Raw genomic sequence first — 21,823 nt, forward strand, 5'->3', positions numbered from 1 at the left:
CACACCCGAACCAACCCATGCGCGATTCCAGCACCACACCGCCCGAAGTCTCGATTGTGGTGCCCATTTATAACGAACTCGAGAATCTTCCCGACTTGGTCGAGCGCATTCACGGGGCAATGGCCACCCAGCCCCTGAGCTTCGAGCTGATTGCGGTAGACGACGGCTCCAGCGACGGAAGTGCTGCCCGCCTGCGCGATCTCACCGACGGCCGGCCCTGGCTGCGCGCGGTGTGCCTGGTACGCAACTACGGCCAGTCGGCCGCCCTGCAGGCGGGTTTTGACCGGGTCCGCGGCCGCTATGTGGTCACGCTGGACGCCGACCTGCAAAACGAGCCCCAGGACATCCCCCTGCTGCTGCAGCGCCTGGAGACCGACCCCGACGTGGACATGGTGTCGGGCTGGCGCCACCAGCGGCAGGACAAGGCCCTGTCGCGACGCCTGCCCTCCATGCTGGCCAACCGGCTCATTTCGCGCAGCACCGGCGTGCACCTGCACGACTACGGCTGCGCGCTCAAGGCCTACCGCCGCCCCATCATCGACCGCATCCGCCTGTATGGCGAGCTGCACCGGTTCATCCCCTCGCTGGCCAAAGAAGCCGGCGCACGCATCACCGAAGTGCCGGTGCGCCACCACGCCCGCACCCGGGGCGTTTCCAAATACGGCATCGACCGCACCTTCCGCGTGATCCTGGACCTGATGTTGATTGTGTTCTTCATGCGCTATCGCCACAGGCCGCTGCACGCCTTTGGCGGCATGGGCCTGTGGCTGGCCACGCCGGGCCTGCTGATGCTGGCCTGGCTCGCGGGGCTCAAGCTGCTGGGGCACGATGTGGGCGGGCGGCCGCTGCTGATAACGGGCGTGATGCTGCTGCTGATGGGGCTGCAGCTCATCGTGGCCGGTCTGGTGGGCGAGATGCTGATCCGCATCTACCACGAAGGCCGGGGGCAGCCCCAGTTTTACGCGCACGAGCACGACCCACTGGCCGACACAGCCCCTGCAGCCGGCCCACCTGACGCCCCGCTGGCATGAGCCGCGCCCACAAGGCCCTGCTGCGCGGGCTGCTGGGTCTGGGCCTCTTGCTGGGCGTGGTGGTGCTGGCGGATCTTTCGCAGCTGTGGCAGCGGCTGCGACAGGCGCAGCCGTTGTGGCTTCTGGCGGGGCTGGCGCTGGCGCTGGCATCCAACATCGTGTCCGCCCTGCGCTGGCGGGCGCTGGTGCAGTGGCTGGGAGCCGCGATGCCCTGCCGGTCTGCGCTGCGCTGGTACTTCCAGGCCATGGGCCTGAACGCCCTGCTGCCCGGCGCCGTGGTGGGCGGCGACGTGTACCGGGCGGTGGCCTTGCGGCAAAGCGGCGAGAGTGCCATGGCGGCCAGTGCCTCGGTCGTGCTGGATCGGCTCAGCGGGGTCTGGATGCTGTGCGTGCTCGGTGCCCTGGGTGCGCTGGCCTCGGCCGCGGTGCTGGCGCCCTGGGCGGGGGTGCCTGCCTGGGCCCTGGCCGGCCTGGCAGGCTTGGCCGCCGGCCTGGGGCTGGTGCTGCCCTGGGCCGGCATGCGGCATTTGCGCCGCCGCAAAGCGCCCCCGCACCGCTGGCTGGCCGCGCTGCACACGCTGGCCAACCAGCCCGATACGGGGCAGCGGCTGCTGCGCCAGGCGCTGGCATCCATGGCGGTGCAGGTGCTGTCGGCCGCCGCACTGGCAGCGGGTGCATGGGCCCTGGGGGTGCAGGCAACCTGGTCGGCCTGGGTCTTTGCCATGGCGCCCATCTTTTTGCTGGCTGCGCTGCCCGTCAGCGTCGGGGGCTGGGGCACCCGCGAGGCCGCCGCCGTGCTGGCGCTGGCGCCCTTTGGCGTGGATGCCGCCGGCGCCGTGGGTGCGGCCCTGGTGTATGGCCTGTATGGACTGGTGCAGGGCGGCGCAGGCGCGCTGGCGTTCGGCATCGGTGCCACGCGGGACAACCATCCGTAGCGCCGAACCATGGGCAACGCTGGCACGCTGCCCCCGCCCTCGCGGGCACGGCTGCCGGACCCGCCGCCACCCACAAAACATCACTTTGATGGTAGAAAGTGGTCCTAACGCTTGTCAAAAAAGCGCTACCAGCTATTTATTTCATAGTAAGGAGACTCCATGAAACTGCGCACCTTCCTCACCACCGCCCTGGCCGCTGCCGCCGCCCTCGCCTTCACGGCGCCAGCCGCCATCGCACAGACGGCGTACAAGAGCGAGTACCGCATGTCGCTGGTGCTGGGCCCCGCGTTCCCATGGGGCAAGGGCGGCGAGCTGTGGGCCAACAAGGTCCGCGAGCGCACCAATGGCCGCATCAACATCAAGCTCTACCCCGGCGTGTCGCTGATCCAGGGCGACCAGACGCGTGAATTCAGCGCGCTGCGCCAGGGCGTGATCGACATGGCCGTGGGCTCCACCATCAACTGGTCGCCCCAGGTCAAGCAGCTCAACCTGTTCTCGCTGCCTTTCCTGTTCCCCGACTACGCCGCGGTCGATGCCGTGACGCAGGGTGACGTGGGCAAGAGCATATTTGCCACGCTGGACAAAGCCGGTGTGGTGCCGCTGGCCTGGGGCGAAAACGGCTACCGCGAAATCTCCAACTCCAAGCTGGCCATCAAGAGCCCCGCCGACCTCAAGGGCCTGAAAATCCGCGTGGTGGGCTCGCCCCTGTTCCTGGACACCTTCACCGCCCTGGGCGCCAACCCCACGCAGATGAGCTGGGCCGATGCCCAGCCCGCCTTTGCCAGCGGCGCCGTGGACGGGCAGGAAAACCCCTTGTCCATCTTCACCGCCGCCAAGCTGCACAGCGTGGCGCAAAAGCACATCACGCTGTGGGGCTACGTGAACGACCCGCTGATCTTTGTGGTGAACAAGGAAGTGTGGAACAGCTGGACCCCGGCCGACCGGGAGATCGTCAAGCAAGCCGCCATCGACGCCGGCAAGGAAGAAATCGCTCTCGCCCGCAAGGGCGTGGTCGAAGCCGACAAACCTCTGCTCAAAGACATCGCCGCACTGGGTGTGACGGTGACCCAGCTGAGCCCCGCCGAACGCGCCGCCTTTGTGAAGGCCACACGCCCTGTATATGACAAGTGGAAGGGCCAGATTGGTGCCGACCTGGTGACCTCGGCCGAGAAGGCGATTGCGGCCCGCAAGCAATAAGTCAGGCGCTGGTTCGCCAAAGCCTCCAACAAAAGCCCCGCTCGCGGGGCTTTTTGCTGTCGCTGGATCGTTGCAGGGTGCGAGCCATTTGCTTCACTATTGATAGCTTTCAACGCTTACCAATAAAGCGCCAGCGGCACTTTTCATCTAAATTTCACGACCACCCACGGCTACACCCCCATCGCGCGGCGCCGGGTGTTTGACGGCGTTCTTGCGCAGCTTGTTCTCCACCGCCTGCGCCAGGTCCACACCCGCGTGGTCTGCCAGCTGCAGCAAGTACAGGAGCACATCGGCAACCTCATCGGCAATGGGCTCCGTGAGCGCCGGGTCATCACGTACCGCCCGCGACTGCTCGGGGGTCATCCACTGAAAAATCTCGGTCAGTTCCGCCGCTTCCACCATCAGCGCCATCGCCAGGTTCTTGGGGGTGTGAAACGGCTGCCACTGCCGCTCGGCGGCAAAGGCGCGCAGCCGCGCCTGCAAGGCATCGACATCCAGAGACATTGCAAAAACTCCTGATTTGATAGCTGCTCGCGCTTATCTGTAGAGCGCTAGAGCCACTTTTCATTCAAACTTCAGAGCGGAGACACCGGCGCCTCGCCTGCCAGATGGCGGCGAGCGTTTTCCAGGAAACGGTCCACCGAGGCCTGCACCGCCTCGGGCGACCAGCCCGCCACGTGGGGTGTGAGCACCACGCTGTCCAGGTCCAGCAGCTCGGCCGGGGGCGCGGGCTCGCTCTCGTACACATCCAGGCCTGCTGCCGCAATGCGGCCTTCGCGCAGCGCGGCGGCCAGGGCGGCGGTGTCGATCACGCTGCCGCGTGCGATGTTGACCACCACGCCGCGCGGGCCCAGCGCGTTCAGCACGTCTGCGTTGACCAGGTGCCGGGTAGCAGCGCCACCCGGCGTGGCGACCACGAGGAAGTCCGCCCATGCGGCAAGCGCCGCCACATCGGCAAAGTAGCGATACGGCACATCGGTGCGCGCGCTGCGGTTGTGGTAGCCCACCTCGATCTCGAAGCCCAGCGCGCGCTGTGCGATCTTCTTGCCGATGGTGCCCAGGCCGATGATGCCCAGCCGCTTGTGCGACACGTTGGGCGGCAGCGGCAAGGCCGTGCGCCAGATGCCGGCGCGCGTGGCCTTGTCCAGCGGCAGGATGCGGCGCTGCGCGGCAATCAGCAGGCCCCAGGTGTGGTCGGCCACGCAGTCGTCGTTGGTGCCCGCGCCCGTGGCCACCACGATGCCGCGCGCCTTGGCGTGGGCCACGGCGATGTTCTCGTAGCCCGCGCCCAGCGCGCAAATCAGCGTGAGCGCAGGCAGCGCATCGATCTGCGTCGGGCTCAGGCCCACGGCACCGATGGTGAGCACCACCCGCACGCGGCTGCCGTGCTGCGCGATCGCGGCCGCGGCCTGCGGCACGTCGGGCGCGTAGATCACTTCAAAGGTCTGGGCCATCTGGGCGATGTGCTCTTCAGACAAAAACATGAGGGCAAGAAGGACGGGCTTCATGGGTCAGTGCAATATCAACAATAAAAATCTGCGAGAACCAGCGCGGAGCAGTCTGCGCCACCTACCTCCGCGCGGAGCGGGTAAAACTGGCGCAGTCCCGGCGAGAGACGCCTGGCAAGGGCCGCCCCGCAGCGATGGCGTCGTCCCCCTCAGGGGCTGAGTGCCGCGGCTCCAGGCCTGCCTGTGCAGGCCTGGACGGCACCGAGGCAGCTATGGCGACTCAGGGGGGGCCTCCTGCTGCAGCGACCACATGCTGGCGTAGCGGCCGCCCTGGGCCAGCAGTTGCGCGTGCGTGCCGCGTTCGATGATGCGGCCGGCGTCCATGACCAGGATTTCGTGCGCGTCCACCACCGTGGACAGACGGTGCGCAATCACCAGTGCAGTCTTGTTCTGCGCCACGCCCTGCAGCTCGGCCTGGATGGCGCGCTCGTTGGCCGAGTCCAGCGCGCTGGTGGCCTCGTCAAAGATCAGGATCGGCGGGTTCTTGAGCAGGGTGCGGGCAATCGCCACGCGCTGCTTTTCGCCACCCGAGAGCTTGAGCCCGCGCTCTCCCACCATGGTGGCGTAGCCCTTGGGGGTGCTGGCGATGAAGTCGTGGATGCGCGCGGCGCGGGCGGCGGCTTCGATCTCGTCCTGGCTGGCGCCGGGGCGGCCGTAGGCAATGTTGTAGGCCACAGTGTCATTGAAGAGCACGGTGTCCTGCGGCACGATGCCAATGGCCTGGCGCACACTGGCCTGCGTCACGCTGCGGATCTCCTGCCCCGCAATGGAGATGCGGCCTTGCTGGATGTCGTAGAAGCGAAACAGCAGCCTGGCCAGTGTGGACTTGCCCGAACCCGAAGGTCCCACCACCGCCACCGTCTTGCCCGCCGGGATCTCGAAGCTGATGCCCTGCAAGATGGGACGGCCCGTGCTCATGTCGTTGCCCTTGCGGGTTTCGTACGAAAAATGCACGTCCTCAAAACGCACCGCGGGCTGGCTGAGGCCCGTCAGTGGCTGGGCGCCCGGCGCATCGGCCACTTCACGCTCCTTGTCCATCAGGGTGAACATCTTGTCCAGGTCGGTCAGGCTCTGCTTGATCTCGCGGTAGATCACGCCCAGAAAGTTGAGCGGGATGTACAGCTGGATCATGAAGGCATTGACCATGACGAGGTCGCCCAGCGTCATGCGCCCATCGACCACGCCCTGCGTGGCGCGCCAGAGCATGGCCACCAACCCCACGGCAATGATGAGCTGCTGGCCGGTGTTGAGCATGGACAGCGTGGTCTGGCTCTTGAGGCGCGCACGGCGCAGGCGCTCCAGGCTCTCGTCGTAGCGGCGGGCTTCGAAGGCTTCGTTGTTGAAGTACTTCACCGTCTCGTAGTTCAGCAGCGAATCCACCGCCTTGGTGTGCGCGGCCGAGTCGAATTCGTTGGCCTCGCGGCGGAACTTGGTGCGCCACTCGGTCACCAGCACGGTGTAGGTGATGTACAGCACCAGGGCGGCCAGCGTGATCCAGGCAAACCAGGCGTCGAACTTCACGGCCAGCACGCTCAGCACCAGGATCACCTCGATCAGCGTGGCAAACACGTTGAACAGCGAGAAGGAAATCAGTGATTCGATGCCCCGCACGCCACGCTCGATGTCGCGGGTCATCCCGCCAGTCTGGCGCTCCAGGTGAAAGCGCAGGCTGAGCGCATGCAGGTGCTCGAACGTCTGCAGCGCAATGGAGCGCGCCGCGCCCTGCGTGGCCTTGGCAAACACCAGCTCGCGCAGCTCGGTGAACAGCGACGTGGACAGGCGCAGCGCGCCGTACGCCACGAGCAGCCCCACCGGCACCACGAGCAGCGTGGCCGGGTCACCGGGCTTGAAGTTCATGGAATCCACCAGCGTCTTGAGCAGCAGGGGCACGCTGACGTTGGCCAGCTTGGCCCCCACCATGAACACGATGGCCGCGATCACGCGCCACTTGTACTGCCACAGGTAGGGCAGCAGCCGGTGCAGCGTGGCCCAGTCTGACGTGGCGGGCGCGGAGGGGCCGGGGGTGGAAGGTGCGGCTTCGCCGTGGTGGCGCATGGGGGACAATTCCAGGTGTTGTTGTTATTACCGACCCGGCTGACGCCAAGGTGGTTTTTCTGCAGGCCAGCCGCCGCCGGAAACCCGTGGTTCCCATTCGTCTGGCTCAGCCCCAACCCGAGATTGTGCCCATGTCTGCTGTTTTCAGCCCACCACCCGCCGCATTACCCACCGACAAGGAGCTGGTGCTCAAAGTGATCCCCATGCCCGCCGACACCAACGGCAATGGCGACATCTTTGGGGGCTGGGTGATGGCGCAGGTGGACCTGGCGGGCTCTGTGCTGCCAGCGCGCTACATCCAAGGCCGCATGGCCACGGTGGCGGTCAATGAATTCATCTTCAAGCAGCCCGTGCGGGTGGGCGACATCCTGTCGTTCTTCTCGGCCATCACGCGGGTGGGCAACACCTCGGTCACCGTGGAGGTGGAGGTGTATGCCGAACGGTTCACCGATCAGGGAAGGTATGTGAAAGTCACCGAGGCGCGGTTGACCTATGTCGCCATCGATGAGCAGGGCAGGCCGCGCCCGGTGCCCCGGCACAACGCGCCTGCGTAAACCGCCAAAGCGGCCCAAGCAGCACAAGCAGCACAGCAGCACAAGCAGCACAAGCAGCCAAAAAAATCATGCTCCGCGCGTGGAGGCGTCCGGCCAACGCGCGGAGCGGGGAGCAGGGTTTGGAGCAGATCAGGCGGCCATGGCGGCCGGCTCAGCCCTCAAGGGCGCGGCGGCACGCTGGGCGCTGCTGGAGGATGACGCCGGGGAGAAGCCCGCCTCGATCTCGCCCGCCAGCTGCCCGCCCTCTTCCACCACCAGTTTGCCGTAGCGGATCTTGCCGTTGACCTTGCCGGTGCTGAAGATCACCAGCTTCTGGCGCACGGTGAGCGTACCGTTGAATTCGCCATGGATTTCGGCAATGTCGATCTCTGCCGAACCCTTGAAGGCGCCGTTCTCCGCGATCTGGATCACGCGCGAATCCATGGTGGCTTCCACGGTGCCTTCGACCACCAGCGTGTCGCAATCGGTGATCTCCACACCTTTGAGCTTGATGTTGGGGCCTACCGTGAGTTTGCTGCCCGTGCTGTCACTGCTGGCGGACTTGGGCACGACGGAACTTGGCATGGACTGCGCCGGTGCGGCACTGCTGGCGGCAGCCCCCCCCAGTACGGAGCCTGAACTGGTGCTGCTGCGGGGTTGAAACGACTCGGGTTCACGCTTGCCAAAGAAAGGGTTTTGCACGGCCATCAGATCTCCTTGAAAAGAGAGCCATCGTAGGTTTCACATGCCGCGAAAGATGCCTTCGTTACGCAAGAACGGTAACCAAACGGTTCGATGGTTGCATGCGCTTGCAAGGCTTGCGTGATCACACAACCCGAAGGCCTGCCGCGCCACGCCCCCGGGGGTGGCTCCCCACCTACGAAACGATGTACGCGGCCGCGCCAGCCGACATGATCTGCCCGTCAGGCCCCAGGAATTCCATGCGCGTGGTGGCCACGCGCGAGCCCAGCCGCAGCACCTGCGCGCGCAGCTCGAAGTGGCTGCCAATGCCGGGTCGCAGGTAGTCGATGCGCAGGTCGATGGTGCCCAGCTTGGCAAAACGGTGCAGGCGCTGCTCGGGCGCCTCGTCCATGTGCTTGGCCCCAATCGCAGCCATCACCGCCAGCCCGCCCATGGCATCCAGCCCCGCGCTGATCACGCCCCCGTGGATGCGGTTGTACGCATAGTGGCCCACCAGCTCGGGCTTCATGTCGATACGACCCACCACGCCATCGGGCGCCAGTGCGGTGATCTTCAGGCCCAGCACCTGGTTGAACACGATCTTTTCTTCAAAGATGGATTTGAGCCCGGCAATGAACTCGGGCTCAAAGTCTTGCGGCGCGACAGGGACAGTTTTGCTCATGGAAACTCGCGGGTAGGTGCCGGGTGGCGGACACGGGTGGGCGGCTCTGATGGAAGGCAGGCGCCAGTCCATCAATTTGCTCATTATTTTATAGCTACTCGCGCTTTACAGATAAGCGCTGATGGCGATTTTCGCTATATTCCCACACCGCGCGCGCCGTGCCGGGCCGGGGCAGGACAACGAGCCCAAGCATTGTCGGCCACCACCGCTGCGCACGAACGGCCCATGCATGTCGCATGAGCGACATGCCCTGCGCCCCTCCTTCCGGGGGGATAGGCGGGCGCCGCGCGCCACGGCACCATCGCATCCGACGCAACCCTTATTGCGCCCCGCTGCGCACTGCGTCAATATGCGCCGCTGTTCATGCCGCAACCCGATCAGGGTTAGCCCCGAGTGCGGTCTGCGCCGCGCACAGGCACGATGATTTATGCAAAGCAAATGCTTTGCAAAAATATTCTGGAGAGCCAGTGTGCAATTTGTGCAACTGTTGATCAGCGGTATCTCACAGGGGTGCATCTACGGGCTGATTGCGCTCGGCTTTGTGCTCATCTACAAGGCCACCGAAACCGTGAGCTTCGCCCAGGGCGAACTGATGATGCTCGGCGCCTTTTGCGGCCTGGCACTCATGACTGTGCTGGGCTTTCCTTTCTGGGTGGCGGTGCTGGCCAGTATCCTGGCCATGGGTGTGTTTGGCGTGGTGCTGGAGCGCGCCGTGATCCGCCCCATCCTGGGCCAGCCGGCGTTCTCCATCGTCATGCTCACCATCGGCATCGGCTATGTGCTTCGCGGTCTCGTCACCATGATCCCCAACATCGGCACCGACACGCACACGCTGCCCGTACCCTACAAGGACCAGTCGCTGCGGCTGGGCGAGTTGGTCGTCAGCGCCGAGCAGCTGGTGGTGATCGGTGCCACGGGCGTTTTGTGCGTGCTGCTGTTTGCGATGTTCCGCTACAGCAAGCTGGGCATTGCAATGCAGGCCGCATCGCAAAACCAGCTGGCCGCCTACTACATGGGCATCCCGGTGCAGCGGCTCAACGGCCTGGCCTGGGGGCTGGCGGCGGTGGTGGCGGCAGTGGCGGGCTTGCTGCTGGCACCCATCACCTTTGTGCACGCCAACATGGGCTTCATCGGGCTCAAGGCGTTTCCGGCGGCGGTGGTCGGCGGCTTTGGCAGCCTGCCGGGCGCCATCGTGGGCGGTTTGGTGATTGGCATCGTCGAGTCGCTTTCGGGCTTTTACCTGCCCGACGGCTTCAAGGACACGGCGGCCTACATCGTGGTGCTGATCATGCTGATGGTGAAACCGAATGGCCTCTTCGGCGAAAAGCTGAGAAAGAAAGTCTGACCCATGCGCTTTCTTTTCAAGACCTCGTACGAACAAGACATCCGGCTGGCCAAACACGGCGGGCATGTGTTCTGGTACAGCCTGCTGGGCCTGGCGCTGGTCGCAGCGCCCTGGGTGGCGCCTGAATACTGGCTGGCGCAGCTCACTTTTGTGCTCATCTATTCCATCGTCGGCCTGGGGCTGATGCTGCTGGCAGGCTTCACAGGGCTGTTCTCGCTGGGGCATGCGGCCTTTCTGGGTGTGGGGGCGTACACGCAGGCGGTGCTCACGGGCATGGGCTGGCCGTTCGCACTGTCGCTGGCCTGCGCGGCAGGGCTGTCGGCCGCCGTGGGTGTGGTGGTGGGGCTGCCCGCACTGCGCGTCAAGGGCATCTACCTGGGCATGGCCACTCTGTCGTTTGGCTTCATCGTCGAAGAGGTGTTTGCGCGCTGGGAGTCGGTGACGGGTGGCAACTCGGGCAAGCACCTGGTGCCACCGCAGATGTTCGGCTACTCGTTCGAAACCACGGAGTCGTTCTACTTTCTGTGCCTGGTGATTGCCGTGGTCAGCACACTGGCCATCCTGAACCTGCTGCGTTCGCCCACGGGGCGCGCCTTTGTCGCCATCCGCGATTCAGAAATCTCGGCGCAGAGCATGGGCATTCACCTGGCGCGCTACAAGACGCTGTCGTTCTCGCTGTCCGCCGCGCTGGCAGGCGTGGGTGGTGCGTTGTACGCACACAAGCTGCAGTTCATCTCGCCGGACCAGTTCAACATCCTGCAGTCCATCGACCTGCTGCTCATGATCGTGATCGGCGGCCTGGGCTCGGTGCACGGGGCGTTCCTGGGCGCGATCTTTCTCATTTCAATGCCGCAGCTCATCTCGCTTGGCAAGGACTGGCTGCCCGCAGCCATCGGCCAGGCGCCGGGGCTTCAGGCGGTGGTGTATGGCGCCGTGCTCATCCTGTTCGTGCTGTTCGAGCCCATGGGGCTGTATGGCCGCTGGCTCAAGGTGCGCACCTGGCTGCAGATGTTCCCGTTCTACCGCAAGGGCCTGTTCAAGCGGCAGAAGTCCTTTCAAAAATCCGACAGGTTGAAATGACAGCAATGACCAACGAAGTCCTGCTTTCAGCCCAGAACCTCAGCGTGCGTTTTGGCGGCGTGCTGGCGGTCAACAACGTGAGCTTTGACGTGCGCCGTGGCGAGGTGTTCACCCTCATCGGCCCCAACGGCGCGGGCAAGACGACGGTGTTCAACCTCATCAGCCGCATCTACACGCCCACCACCGGCACCATCGCCTATGCGGGCCCGGGCGGGGCCCTGCTGCCACTGACCGACCAGCCGCCGCACAAGGTAGCAGGCCTGGGCATTGCGCGCACCTTCCAGAACATCGAACTCTTCGAGCACGCGAGTGTGCTGCACAACCTGCTGATCGGCCGCCACACCCGGCAGCACAGCAGCCTGTGGGCCGAGATGTTCTTCACGCGCAAGGTGCGCGAAGGGGAAATTCAGGCCCGCGAGAAGGCCGAGCAGGTCATCGACTTTCTCGACCTGCAGCACTACCGCGACACCATGGTGGCCGGCCTGCCCTACGGCGTGCGCAAGGTGGTGGAGCTGGCCCGCGCGCTGTGCACCGAGCCGCAGCTGCTGCTGCTCGACGAGCCCTCGTCGGGCCTGAACATGGAGGAGACCGACGACATGGCCTTCTGGATCCAGGACATCCAGCACGAATTGGGCATCACCGTGCTGATGGTGGAGCACGACATGTCGCTGGTCTCCAAGGTATCTGACCGCGTGCTGGCCATGAACCAGGGCGAGGTGGTGGCGATGGGCACGCCGCGCGAGGTGCAGACGCACCCCGGCGTGGTCGAGGCATACCTGGGCACGATTGACGACGTGAGCAACCTGCGCCGCCCGGCGGGGTCCCACCTGGGGGTTCGGGCATGAGCGCCGCGCCGGGCCGCCCCAAGCAAGCTCGCACCGCAGTGCGCAGCACGGAGGTTTCCGAATGAGCGCCGTACTTGCCGCCGTCCAACCACCGGCCGCAGCATCAGTTGACCAACCCCTGCTGCGCCTGCAGAACGTGGAAAGTGCCTACGGCCCCATCAAGGCCATCCGGGGCGTGAGCCTGCAGGTGCGGCGCGGCGAGATCGCGGCCGTGCTGGGCAGCAACGGCGCGGGCAAGACGACCATCCTCAAAACCATCAGCGGCATCATCGACCCGCGCAAGGGCTCCATCGAATTCCAGGGCGCCGACATCACCGCCCACGACCCGGCGGCCATTGTGCGCCGGGGCCTGATGCACGTGCCCGAAGGCCGCGAGGTGTTCCCGCTGCTGTCGGTGCGCGACAACCTGCTGATGGGCGCCTACACACGCGCCGACAAGGACGGAGTGGCGCGCGACATCGAGACCGTGTTCGGCTATTTCCCCATCCTGAAGGAACGCACCGCACAGGATGCCGGCCTGCTCTCTGGCGGCCAGCAACAGATGCTGGCCATCTCGCGCGCCCTCATGGCCAACCCCCAGCTCATCCTGCTGGACGAGCCCAGCCTGGGCCTCAGCCCCAAGCTCACCAAGGAAATCTTCGAGATCGTGGTGCGCATCAACCGCGAGCGCGGCACCACCATCCTGCTGGTGGAGCAGAACGCCAACATGGCGCTCAACGCATCGGACTACGGCTACGTGCTGGAGAACGGCCGCATCGTGATGGAAGACAGCTGTGACCGCCTGCGCGAGAAGGACGACATCAAGGAGTTCTACCTTGGGATGAAAGATGTCGGCGTGCGCGGAGAGCGGCGCTGGAAGAAAAAGAAGACCTGGAGATAAGCGCAAATGTCTAACCTCTGGGACCTCAATCACATCCAGCCCGCAGGCACCGACGTGCTCGCGGGCGACACCATCGCCGCCATGTTCTGGAACGCCGTGGCCGAACGTGGCCCGCGCGTGTGGATGCGCCAGAAGGAGCTGGGCATCTGGAAAAGCTGGACCTGGGACCAGACGGCAGTGGCAGTGCGGGAGATTGCGGGCGGCCTGATGTCGCTGGGTTTTGCGCCCGGCGAATGCGCATCCATCCTCTCGAACACCAACATCGAATGGGTGCTGGCCGACCTGGCCGTGCTGAGCTGCGGCGGCGTGGCCAACGGTATCTATCCCACCGACGCGGCCGCGCAGGTGCACTACCTGAGCGAAGACTCGCGCACCACCGTGCTGTTTGTGGAAGACGACGAGCAGCTCGACAAGGCGCTGGAAGTGCGCAACAACCTGCCCCTGCTGCGCAAGGCGGTGGTGTTCGACATGGAGGGCTTGCGCAGCCTGAACGACCCCGATGTGCTGAGCCTGGCGAGCCTGCGTGAACTGGGCCGTACATGGAACGCCCAACACCCCGACGCGCTGATGCAGCGCGTCAAGGCCTGCCGCCCCGAAGACCTGGCCATTCTGGTCTACACCTCGGGCACCACCGGCAAGCCCAAGGGCGCGATGCACACACACGGCGCACTCACCTACACCGTGCGCGGCTACAACACGCTGATCTCGCGCAGCGAGGCGGATGAGACCATGTGTTTTCTGCCGCTCTGCCACATTGCCGAACGGATGGGCGGCGAATACTTCTCGCTCTACACCGGCGCGCGCCTGAACTTTGTCGAGAACCCCGACACCGTGCCCGAGAACGTGCGAGAGATCGCGCCCACAGTGTTCACCGCCGTACCCCGGGTGTGGGAGAAGTTCTATTCGGGCGTAATGATCGCGCTCAAGGAATCCACGCGCATGCAGCAGGCGGCCTATGCCTGGTCGATTGGCGTGGGCACCCGCATCGCAGATCGGGTGCTGGCCGGACAGCCGGTGGGCGGTTTGCTGAAGGCGCAGTTCATGCTGGCGCGCTTTCTGGCGCTCAACAATGTGCGCAAACTCATCGGCATCCACCGCGCGCGCTTTCTGGTCACAGGCGCAGCGCCCATTTCGCCCGATCTGGTGAAGTGGTACCTGGCGCTGGGCGTGCCCATGCTGGAGGTGTGGGGCATGACCGAGACCTGCGGCGCCTCCACCGGCGTGCCCGCCAGCCGCATCAAGCCCGGCTCCATCGGCCCCGCGGCCAGCTACAACGAGGTGCGCATCGACCCCGCCACGGGAGAAATCCTGGTGCGTGGTCCCAATGTGTTCAAGGGCTACCTCAACCAGCCCGAGAAAACCGCCGAAACCATCGACCCCGAAGGTTGGCTGCACACGGGCGATGTGGGCCTGATCGACGCTGATGGCTACCTGCGCATTACCGACCGCATGAAGGACATCATCATCACGGCGGGCGGCAAGAACATCACGCCGAGCGAGCTGGAGAACGAACTCAAGTTCAGCCCCTACATCACCGACGCGGTGGTGATTGGCGACAAGCTGCCCTACCTCACGGTGATCATCATGATCGACCAGGAGAACGTGGAGAAGTACGCACAGGACAACGACGTGCCGTTCTCCAACTACGCCAGCCTGACCCGCACGCGCGAGGTGCAGGAGCTGATCCAGGCCGAGATCGACCGTGTCAATGCAAAGTTCGCCCGCGTGGAGCAGATCAAGAAGTTCTTCCTGCTCGACACACAGCTCACTGCCGAGGACGAAGAGCTGACGCCCACCATGAAGCTCAAGCGCAAGCTGGTGCAGCAGAAGTACGCACCGCAGATTGAGGCGATGTACCGGTAGGTGCGCACGTCACGCAACCGCAGGCCACGCCTATCAGGATAGGGAAAGTGCTGGTGCCCCACCCCGGGCATCGTTCTATAACGAGCGATCGTTTTTGTTTCGATCCAACCGAAGGAGACGTGCCATGAAGTTTCATCACATCGCCGCGCTGGCCCTCGTGGCCATGGCCGGAGGTGCTGCACAGGCGCAGCCCAGCCAGGGCGTGAGCAAGGACACCATCACGCTGGGTTCCATCCAGGATCTGTCCGGCCCGCTGGCGGGCTTTGGCAAGCAGGTGCGGCTGGGCATGATGCTGCGCGTGGACGAGGCCAACGAGCAAGGCGGCGTCAATGGCCGCAAGCTCGACCTGAAGGTGGAAGACTCGGGCTACGACCCCAAGAAAGCCGTGCTGGCCGCTCAGAAGCTCGTGAACCAGGACAAGATCTTCATGATGGTGGCGCACATCGGCACGGCGCAAAACCTGGCCGCCATGCCGGTGCAGTTCAGCAAGAACGTGATCAACTTCTTCCCGGTGACGGCCGCGCGGGAAATGTACGAGCCCTTCCACAAGCTCAAGTACTCGTTTGCCGCCACTTACTACGACCAGATCCGCCTTGCCGCGCCCAAACTCATCAAGGAAAAAGGCGCCAAGAAGATCTGCACCATCTACCAGGACGATGAATTTGGCCTGGAGGTGATGCGCGGGGGCGAGGCGGCACTCAAGTCCATGGGCATGGACTTCACCGAGAAGACCTCGTACAAGCGCGGCGCCACCGACTTCTCTTCACAGGTCGCCAAGATGAAGTCGTCCGAATGCGACTTCGTGATCCTGGGCACCATCATCCGCGAGACCATCGGCACGATTGGCGAGGCGCGCAAGACGGGCTTCAACCCCACCTTCCTGGGCTCCAGCGCCGCCTACACCGACCTCATCCACAAGCTGGGCGGCAAGCCCATGGACGGGCTGTACGCCACCATGACGGTGCAACACCCCTACCTGGATGAAGCCAGCCAGCCCATCCGCTTCTGGGCCAACAAGTACAAGACCAAGTTCAACGAAGACCCCACCGTGTTCTCGGTCTACGGCTACAACGCCATCGACGCCTTCATCAAGGCGGCCCAGAAGGCAGGCCCCAACCTGAGCACCGACAGCTTCATCAAGGCCATGGACACCATGGTGATTCCGCCCGACATGTTCGGCAGCGCCGAAGGCACCTTTGGCCCACAAAAGCGCCTGGGCAGCGATCTTTCTCGCCTGTCGCAGATCACCGATGGCAAGTGGAAAGTGGTGTCTGACTACGTGAAATAGTCGCCCGCATTGTTTCTGCCAGCAGGCCGCCTTCGGGCGGCCTTGTCTTTGGTGAGTGCGTTTTTGCCTCGGCAGTGGCAGAATTTAACCAAGCAGTAACTTTGCATAAATAGAAAGAGACAAACGCCATGATCGACCGCACCCTCTTCCAGCCCGACCACCAGGCCTTTGCTGACAGCTTTCGCCGATTCATCGACAAAGAGGTAACGCCCCACCATGCCGCCTGGGAAGACCAGGGCTACGTGGCGCGCGAGGTGTGGAGCCAGGCGGGCGCCAACGGCTTTCTGTGCATGAGCCTGCCCGAGCAATACGGCGGTGCCGGGGCCGACAAGCTGTATTCGGTGGCGCAGATGGAAGAGCTGGCGCGTGCAGGCACCACCGGCATCGGCTTTGGTCTGCACAGCGAGATCGTGGCGCCGTACATCCTGCACTACGGCACTGAAGCCCAGAAACAAAAGTACCTGCCGCAAATGGCCAGCGGCGCCGTGGTGGGCGCCATCGCCATGAGCGAGCCCGCTGCGGGCAGCGACCTGCAAGGCATCAAGACCACAGCCATCAAAAGTGCGGACGGGTCGCACTATGTGCTGAACGGCAGCAAAATCTTCATCACCAACGGCTGGCATGCCGACCTGGTGATTGTGGTCGCCAAGACCGACCCGGCGGCCGGGGCCAAGGGCACCAGCCTGTTGCTGGTGGAGCGCGGCATGCCTGGGTTTGAAAAAGGCCAGCGCCTCAAGAAGATGGGCATGAAGGCGCAGGACACGTCCGAGCTGTTCTTCAACGACGTGCAGGTGCCGGTGGACAACCTGCTGGGCGGCCCCGCCATGGAAGGGCGTGGCTTCATCTGCCTGATGGAGCAGTTGCCCTGGGAGCGCCTGCAGATCGCCATCACCGCCGTGGCCGCCGCCCAGGCCGCCATCGACTGGACGGTGGACTATGTGAAAGACCGCAAGGTCTTCGGCCAGAGCGTGGCCTCATTCCAGAACACCCGCCACACCCTGGCCGAGCTGCAAACCCAGGTACAGGTGGCCCGCGTGTTCGTGGACAAGTGCTGCGAGCTGATCACGCGCGACCAGCTCGACACCCAGACCGCCAGCATGGCGAAGTACTGGACGACCGACCTGCAATGCAAGGTGATGGACGAATGCGTGCAGCTGTTTGGCGGCTACGGCTATATGTGGGAATACCCCATCACACGCGCCTACGCCGACGCACGCGTGCAGCGCATTTACGGCGGCACCAACGAGATCATGAAAGAAGTGATTGCGCGGGCCATGGGCCTGGGCAAGTAGCACAACGCGCAAGACAACGTGAACAAGCCCTGCACTAACCTTGGCGCCCTCGACCTCGCGTTCGGCCATCCCCTACCGTTCAGGCTGAGCTTGTCGAAGCCCCGCGCGGCGCTTCGACAAGCTCAGCGTGATCGGCTTCTTCGGCTAGAAGGCGAATGGGTATCCGCGGGCGCCGAATTTCCCTACAGATACCAGGCGGCGCGGGCTTCTTCGGGGCTCAGCGGCGCACCGGGGCGGCGGTCGGTGACATTCAGCCAGGAGCGCACACCCTGGCTGCCACTCAGCGCGCGCATCAGCAACAAGCCTGCGCCAATGCCGCGTATGGCCGCCGAGCTGCGGCTGGGCGCCATGAAGGCCGCCACCGCCAGCGCACTGGATGCAGCCAGCACGACATGGTGCTCCAGCGCAAACCCCTCGCGCGTGTCGTCGTATTCGATAGCGCTGCGCGCGATACGCGGCAATGCAGAGTATGTATTTCGTTCCATAGCCAGAAATGTAGATAGCAACCGCCGAAAGATAGTGCAAACACCACTGCACCCGCGTCAGAAAGCACCTTGTAGTGGCGTGAGCCAGCCCAGCGGTATTACCGCCGCACTGCTTGAAGTTTAGAGAAACCACCGGAGACCATTCATGACCGAAGCCTATGTATTCGATGCGCTGCGCACCCCGCGCGGCAAGGGCAAGAAGGACGGCACCCTGCACGAGGTCAAGCCCATCGACCTGCTGGTGGGCCTGCTGACCGAGCTGCAAACGCGCCACCGCTTTGACACGGCGGCGGTGGACGACGTGGTCATGGGTATCGTCTCGCCCGTGGGCGAACAGGGCTCGGTGCTGCCCAAGGTCGCGGCGCTCAAGGCCGGGTGGGACTTTCGCTGCGCGGGTGTGCAGGTCAACCGCTTCTGCGCATCGGGCCTGGAAGCCGTGAACCTGGCCGCGCAAAAGGTGCGCAGCGGCTGGGAGGACCTGGTGGTGGCCGGCGGCGTGGAGAGCATGAGCCGCGTGCCCATCGGCTCCGACGGCGGCGCCTGGGCGCAAGACCCCGCCACCAACTCCGCCACGCTGTTCGTGCCCCAGGGTATCGGCGCCGACCTGATCGCCACGCTGGACGGCTACACCCGCGCCGACGTGGACTCCTTCGCACTGGAGTCGCAACGCCGCGCCACCGCTGCGCGCGCAGCGGGCTACTTCAAGAACTCCGTCGTGCCCGTGCGCGACTTCATCGGCCAGACCATCCTGACGGAGGACGAATTCATCAAGCCCAAGACGACCCTTGAAGGCTTGGGTGCGCTCAAGGCCTCGTTCGAGCAACTGGGCGGCATGGGCTTTGACGCCGTCGCGCTGCAGCGCTACCCGCAGGTGGAGCGCATCCACCACGTGCACCACGCGGGCAACTCGTCAGGCATCGTGGACGGCGCAGCCGCCGTGCTCATTGGCAACGAGGCTGCCGCCAAGGCCCACGGCCTCACGCCGCGCGCGCGCATCGTGGCCACCGCGCTCAGCGGGGCCGACCCCACCATCATGCTCACCGGCCCCGTGCCCGCTGCCAAGAAGGCGCTGGCCCGTGCGGGCATGACCATCGATCAGATCGACCTGTTCGAAGTGAACGAGGCCTTCGCCGCCGTGCCCATGCGCTTCATGCGCGAGCTGGGCGTACCGCACGACAAGGTCAACGTGAACGGCGGCGCCATCGCCATGGGCCACCCGCTGGGCGCCACGGGCGCCATGATCCTCGGCACCCTGATTGACGAACTGCACCGCCGGGGCCAGCGCTATGGCCTGGCCACGCTGTGCGTGGGCGGCGGTATGGGCATTGCCACCATCGTCGAGCGAATCTGATTGACTGGGAAGGAGACAACAACATGCAAACCATCCGCTACGAACTCATCCCCGCCCAGGGCACCGACGGCGAAGTTGCCGTCATCACCTTTGACGAAACCAACTCCCCCGTCAACACCATGTGCCGCCAGTGGCAGCAAGAGCTGGGCGAGGTGACGGCCCAGGTGCTGGGCGACCGCGAACGCCTGGGCACTGCGCTCAAGGGTGTCGTGCTCGCGTCGGCCAAGACCAGCTTCTTTGCGGGCGCCGACCTCAAGGCCACCATGCGCCTGACACCTGCGGATGCGCCCAGCGCGTTTGGCGAAATCGAGCGCATGAAGAAGCACTTTCGCACGCTCGAAACCCTGGGCATCCCCGTGGTGGCCTGCCTCAACGGCGCCGCGCTGGGTGGCGGCTGGGAAGTCGCCCTGGTCGCCCACTACCGCATCGCCGTGGCCGACCCCAAGATCCAGTTCGGCCTGCCCGAAGTCACGCTGGGCCTGATGCCCGGCGCCACCGGCGTGACCAAGATGACGCGCCTGCTGGGCCTGATGGGCGCGCAGCCCTACATCCTGGAAGGCAAGCTCTTCAACCCCGCCGAGGCGCTGGAGCTGCAACTGGTGCACGAACTGGTCGCCACGCGCGATCAACTGCTGCCCGCCGCCCTGGCCCACATCGCCACCCACCCGCACGCGGTGCAGCCGTGGGACGACAAGAACTACAAGATGCCCGGCGGTACGCCCGCCAACCCCAAGATTGCAGGCGCGCTGACAGTGGCGCCCGCCATGCTCAAGAAGACCACGCGCGGCCGCTACCCCGCGCCCGAGGCCGCGCTGGCCGCCATGGTCGAAGGCGCCATGGTGGACTACGACACCGCCCTGCGCATCGAAAGCCGCTACCTCGCCCGCCTGATGACCGGCCCCGTGGCGCGCAACATGATCAACACGTTCTTCTTCGACATGAACGCGATCAAGAGCGGCAAGTCGCGCCCCGGCACGGCCCCACGCTACAAGCCGCAAAAGGTCGGCATCCTGGGCGCCGGCATGATGGGCGCGGGCATCGCCTGGGCCCAGGCCAGCCGGGGCATCGCCACCGTGCTCAAGGACGTGAGCGCGGAGAAGGCCGAGGCCGGCAAGGCCTACAGCGCCAAGCTCACGCAAGCTCGCGTGGACAAGGGCCGCATGACGGCCGAGGCGCAGCAAGCGCTGCTGGCGCGCATCACGCCCACCGCCAGCGCGGCCGACCTGGCGGGCTGCGACCTCATCATCGAAGCCGTGTTTGAAAGCCGCGACCTCAAGGCCAAAGTCACGCAAGAGGCCGAGCCGCAATTGGCGCCCGGCGGCTTCTTTGCCAGCAACACCTCCACCCTGCCCATCAGTGGCCTGGCCACGGCCAGCAGCCGGCCCGAGAAGTTTGTCGGCATCCACTTCTTCAGCCCCGTGGACAAGATGAAGCTGGTGGAGATCATCCGCGGCAAACAGACGGACGACGAAACCGTGGCCCGCGCGTTCGACTACGTGCAGGCCCTGGGCAAGGTGCCCATCGTGGTCAACGACTCACGCGGCTTTTACACCAGCCGCACCTTCGGCACCTTTGTGATGGAAGGCGCCGCCATGCTGGGCGAAGGCATCCCCGCCGCCGCCATTGAAAACGCCGCCATGCAGGCCGGCCTGCCCGTAGGCCCCCTGGCCGTGCTCGACGAAACCGCTCTGACCCTGAGCGTGCATGTGCTGGACCAGACCCGCGCCGACTACGCCGCCGAAGGCAAGACCTACACCGCCACACCCGGCGAGCTGCTGGTGGAGCGCATGGTCAAGGAACTGAAGCGCCCAGGCCGCGCCGGTGGCGGCGGCTTTTATGACTACCCCGCAGGCGCCAAGAAGCACCTGTGGCCGGAGCTGAAACCTCTGTTCGAAAAGCCCGGCGTGGAATGGAGCGTGCAGGAGATCCAGGACCGGCTGCTCTACCGCCAGGCCATCGAGACTGCGCGCTGCCTGGCCGAAGGTGTGCTGACCAGCGTGCATGACGCGAACATCGGGTCGATTTTTGGGATTGGGTTTCCGGCTTGGACGGGAGGGGCGATGCAGTTTATCTATGGAACGGGTGTGGAGACGTTCCTGAAGCGTGCCGATGAACTGGCAGTGAAGTACGGGGCAGGGTTTGCGCTAAATGCCAAGACAAGGAGTGCAATTGCGATATCGGCACCTGTGTACTGACCAGATTCTGCAATAGGCCGCTACACTTGAGCCAGTTAACGACTTACCTGTTCTGCTGTTTGCAGGCTGGATGCTCGGAGACTTCCTAGGTGTTCTGCTGATCTTCGCCTCCATCATTTCCATGGTGGAAATCAAGTTCTCAATCAAGGATTCATCCAAGAAAAGGAGCAAGAAATGAAGTTCAAATTCAACCTGAAATGCAAGTGCAATGGCGCCAAGTCTCTGGGGGTAAAGGCGGCAGAACACTGAGGGAAGTTAGATGTCCAACTGTAGATGGTGGGTAAGAGCAGACTTCCCCCGCCATTCAAAGCGCTCCGTATGGAGCGTTTTTTTTGGGCACTGATGTACCAGAAACATCAACGTCAAAATGGGAAATACTGCTGAAATCCAAACGATGCCACGACCGTAATGCAAGTTATGTCCAATCGTCTTTTAGATCCCAAATTGCAAAATTTTTGGGTTGCAACATTCTTATTCGCTTGTCTCTCGCTAGCCAATGCTCAGCCGAGAGCGCTTTTAGAGGCTTGCAATGCAATTGATGAAAAAGCAAAAAGAATGGAGTGCCTTGAGCAGCTAA

Annotated in this window: 19 protein-coding genes; 13 read left to right on the top strand and 6 right to left on the bottom strand. The window is 64.5% G+C overall.

From position 1 onward, the window contains the following. Window positions 1–17: 17 nt before the first annotated feature. The 3 genes from KYG_RS05115 to KYG_RS05125 all read left to right on the top strand — a co-directional run bounded on the left by KYG_RS05115 (window position 18) and on the right by KYG_RS05125 (window position 3,163). Window positions 18–1,031: a glycosyltransferase family 2 protein gene (locus KYG_RS05115; RefSeq protein ID WP_008903778.1), complete on the top strand. Its 1,014-nt coding sequence runs from the start codon at window positions 18–20 to the stop codon at window positions 1,029–1,031. Further along, window positions 1,028–1,966 (top strand): lysylphosphatidylglycerol synthase transmembrane domain-containing protein, encoded by a 939-nt coding sequence (locus KYG_RS05120; RefSeq protein ID WP_008903779.1) that lies wholly within the window; start codon window positions 1,028–1,030, stop codon window positions 1,964–1,966. The genes KYG_RS05115 and KYG_RS05120 overlap by 4 nt, the downstream gene beginning before the upstream one ends. A 159-nt stretch (window positions 1,967–2,125) precedes the next feature. Continuing rightward, window positions 2,126–3,163: a DctP family TRAP transporter solute-binding subunit gene (locus KYG_RS05125; RefSeq protein ID WP_008903780.1), complete on the top strand. Its 1,038-nt coding sequence runs from the start codon at window positions 2,126–2,128 to the stop codon at window positions 3,161–3,163. Between the two features lie 147 nt (window positions 3,164–3,310). On the opposite strand, the gene KYG_RS05130 is transcribed toward KYG_RS05125, so the two are convergent. The 3 genes from KYG_RS05130 to KYG_RS05140 form a co-directional block, all read right to left on the bottom strand. Beyond that, window positions 3,311–3,667: a nucleotide pyrophosphohydrolase gene (locus KYG_RS05130; RefSeq protein ID WP_008903781.1), complete on the bottom strand. Its 357-nt coding sequence runs from the start codon at window positions 3,665–3,667 to the stop codon at window positions 3,311–3,313. Between the two features lie 71 nt (window positions 3,668–3,738). Then, window positions 3,739–4,671 carry a 2-hydroxyacid dehydrogenase gene (locus KYG_RS05135; protein ID WP_034693238.1) on the bottom strand — a complete coding sequence of 311 codons (933 nt, stop codon included), beginning with the start codon at window positions 4,669–4,671 and terminating at the stop codon, window positions 3,739–3,741. Window positions 4,672–4,881: 210 nt separating this feature from the next. Further along, the gene (locus KYG_RS05140; protein WP_008903783.1) at window positions 4,882–6,726 is read right to left on the bottom strand and encodes an ABC transporter ATP-binding protein/permease; all 1,845 of its coding nucleotides are present in this window, start codon (window positions 6,724–6,726) and stop codon (window positions 4,882–4,884) included. 131 nt (window positions 6,727–6,857) lie between these two features. On the opposite strand from KYG_RS05140, the gene KYG_RS05145 reads away from it, so the two are divergent. Further along, on the top strand, window positions 6,858–7,280 hold the full coding sequence (locus KYG_RS05145) for an acyl-CoA thioesterase (RefSeq protein WP_034693273.1): 423 nt from the start codon (window positions 6,858–6,860) through the stop codon (window positions 7,278–7,280). A gap of 129 nt (window positions 7,281–7,409) precedes the next feature. Here KYG_RS05145 and KYG_RS05150 read toward each other — a convergent pair whose 3' ends face one another. Together KYG_RS05150 and KYG_RS05155 are read right to left on the bottom strand one after the other, a co-directional pair. Further along, the gene (locus KYG_RS05150) at window positions 7,410–7,967 is read right to left on the bottom strand and encodes a polymer-forming cytoskeletal protein (protein ID WP_008903785.1); all 558 of its coding nucleotides are present in this window, start codon (window positions 7,965–7,967) and stop codon (window positions 7,410–7,412) included. A 169-nt stretch (window positions 7,968–8,136) separates the two neighbouring features. Then, window positions 8,137–8,622: a thioesterase family protein gene (locus tag KYG_RS05155; RefSeq protein ID WP_034693242.1), complete on the bottom strand. Its 486-nt coding sequence runs from the start codon at window positions 8,620–8,622 to the stop codon at window positions 8,137–8,139. A gap of 469 nt (window positions 8,623–9,091) precedes the next feature. On the opposite strand from KYG_RS05155, the gene KYG_RS05160 reads away from it, so the two are divergent. The 7 genes from KYG_RS05160 to KYG_RS05190 all read left to right on the top strand — a co-directional run bounded on the left by KYG_RS05160 (window position 9,092) and on the right by KYG_RS05190 (window position 17,215). Further along, a complete protein-coding gene (locus tag KYG_RS05160; protein WP_008903787.1) occupies window positions 9,092–9,967 on the top strand; it encodes a branched-chain amino acid ABC transporter permease in 876 nt (291 codons plus the stop codon). A gap of 3 nt (window positions 9,968–9,970) precedes the next feature. Next, entirely contained in the window at window positions 9,971–11,047 is a 1,077-nt protein-coding gene (locus KYG_RS05165) for a branched-chain amino acid ABC transporter permease (protein WP_008903788.1), read from the top strand. Between the two features lie 5 nt (window positions 11,048–11,052). Beyond that, window positions 11,053–11,892, top strand: coding sequence for an ABC transporter ATP-binding protein (locus tag KYG_RS05170; RefSeq protein WP_008903789.1), 840 nt, complete (start codon window positions 11,053–11,055; stop codon window positions 11,890–11,892). A 61-nt stretch (window positions 11,893–11,953) separates the two neighbouring features. Then, on the top strand, window positions 11,954–12,772 hold the full coding sequence (locus KYG_RS05175) for an ABC transporter ATP-binding protein (RefSeq protein WP_008903790.1): 819 nt from the start codon (window positions 11,954–11,956) through the stop codon (window positions 12,770–12,772). A gap of 6 nt (window positions 12,773–12,778) precedes the next feature. Further along, window positions 12,779–14,635, top strand: coding sequence for a long-chain fatty acid--CoA ligase (locus KYG_RS05180; RefSeq protein WP_008903791.1), 1,857 nt, complete (start codon window positions 12,779–12,781; stop codon window positions 14,633–14,635). A gap of 124 nt (window positions 14,636–14,759) precedes the next feature. Next, complete coding sequence (locus tag KYG_RS05185; RefSeq protein ID WP_008903792.1) at window positions 14,760–15,923, top strand: ABC transporter substrate-binding protein; 1,164 nt, start codon at window positions 14,760–14,762, stop codon at window positions 15,921–15,923. A gap of 128 nt (window positions 15,924–16,051) precedes the next feature. After that, window positions 16,052–17,215, top strand: coding sequence for an acyl-CoA dehydrogenase family protein (locus KYG_RS05190; RefSeq protein WP_008903793.1), 1,164 nt, complete (start codon window positions 16,052–16,054; stop codon window positions 17,213–17,215). A gap of 182 nt (window positions 17,216–17,397) precedes the next feature. On the opposite strand, the gene KYG_RS05195 is transcribed toward KYG_RS05190, so the two are convergent. Further along, window positions 17,398–17,700, bottom strand: a complete 303-nt coding sequence (locus KYG_RS05195; protein ID WP_237707203.1) for a hypothetical protein — start codon at window positions 17,698–17,700, stop codon at window positions 17,398–17,400. Window positions 17,701–17,845: 145 nt separating this feature from the next. Between KYG_RS05195 and KYG_RS05200 the strand changes: the two genes are divergently transcribed. Together KYG_RS05200 and KYG_RS05205 are read left to right on the top strand one after the other, a co-directional pair. Then, the gene (locus KYG_RS05200) at window positions 17,846–19,051 is read left to right on the top strand and encodes an acetyl-CoA C-acetyltransferase (protein WP_008903795.1); all 1,206 of its coding nucleotides are present in this window, start codon (window positions 17,846–17,848) and stop codon (window positions 19,049–19,051) included. A 23-nt stretch (window positions 19,052–19,074) separates the two neighbouring features. Beyond that, complete coding sequence (locus KYG_RS05205; RefSeq protein WP_008903796.1) at window positions 19,075–21,246, top strand: 3-hydroxyacyl-CoA dehydrogenase NAD-binding domain-containing protein; 2,172 nt, start codon at window positions 19,075–19,077, stop codon at window positions 21,244–21,246. Window positions 21,247–21,823: the final 577 nt, after the last annotated feature.

The organism is Acidovorax sp. NO-1, from assembly GCF_000238595.1.
Lineage (GTDB): Bacteria > Pseudomonadota > Gammaproteobacteria > Burkholderiales > Burkholderiaceae_C > Acidovorax.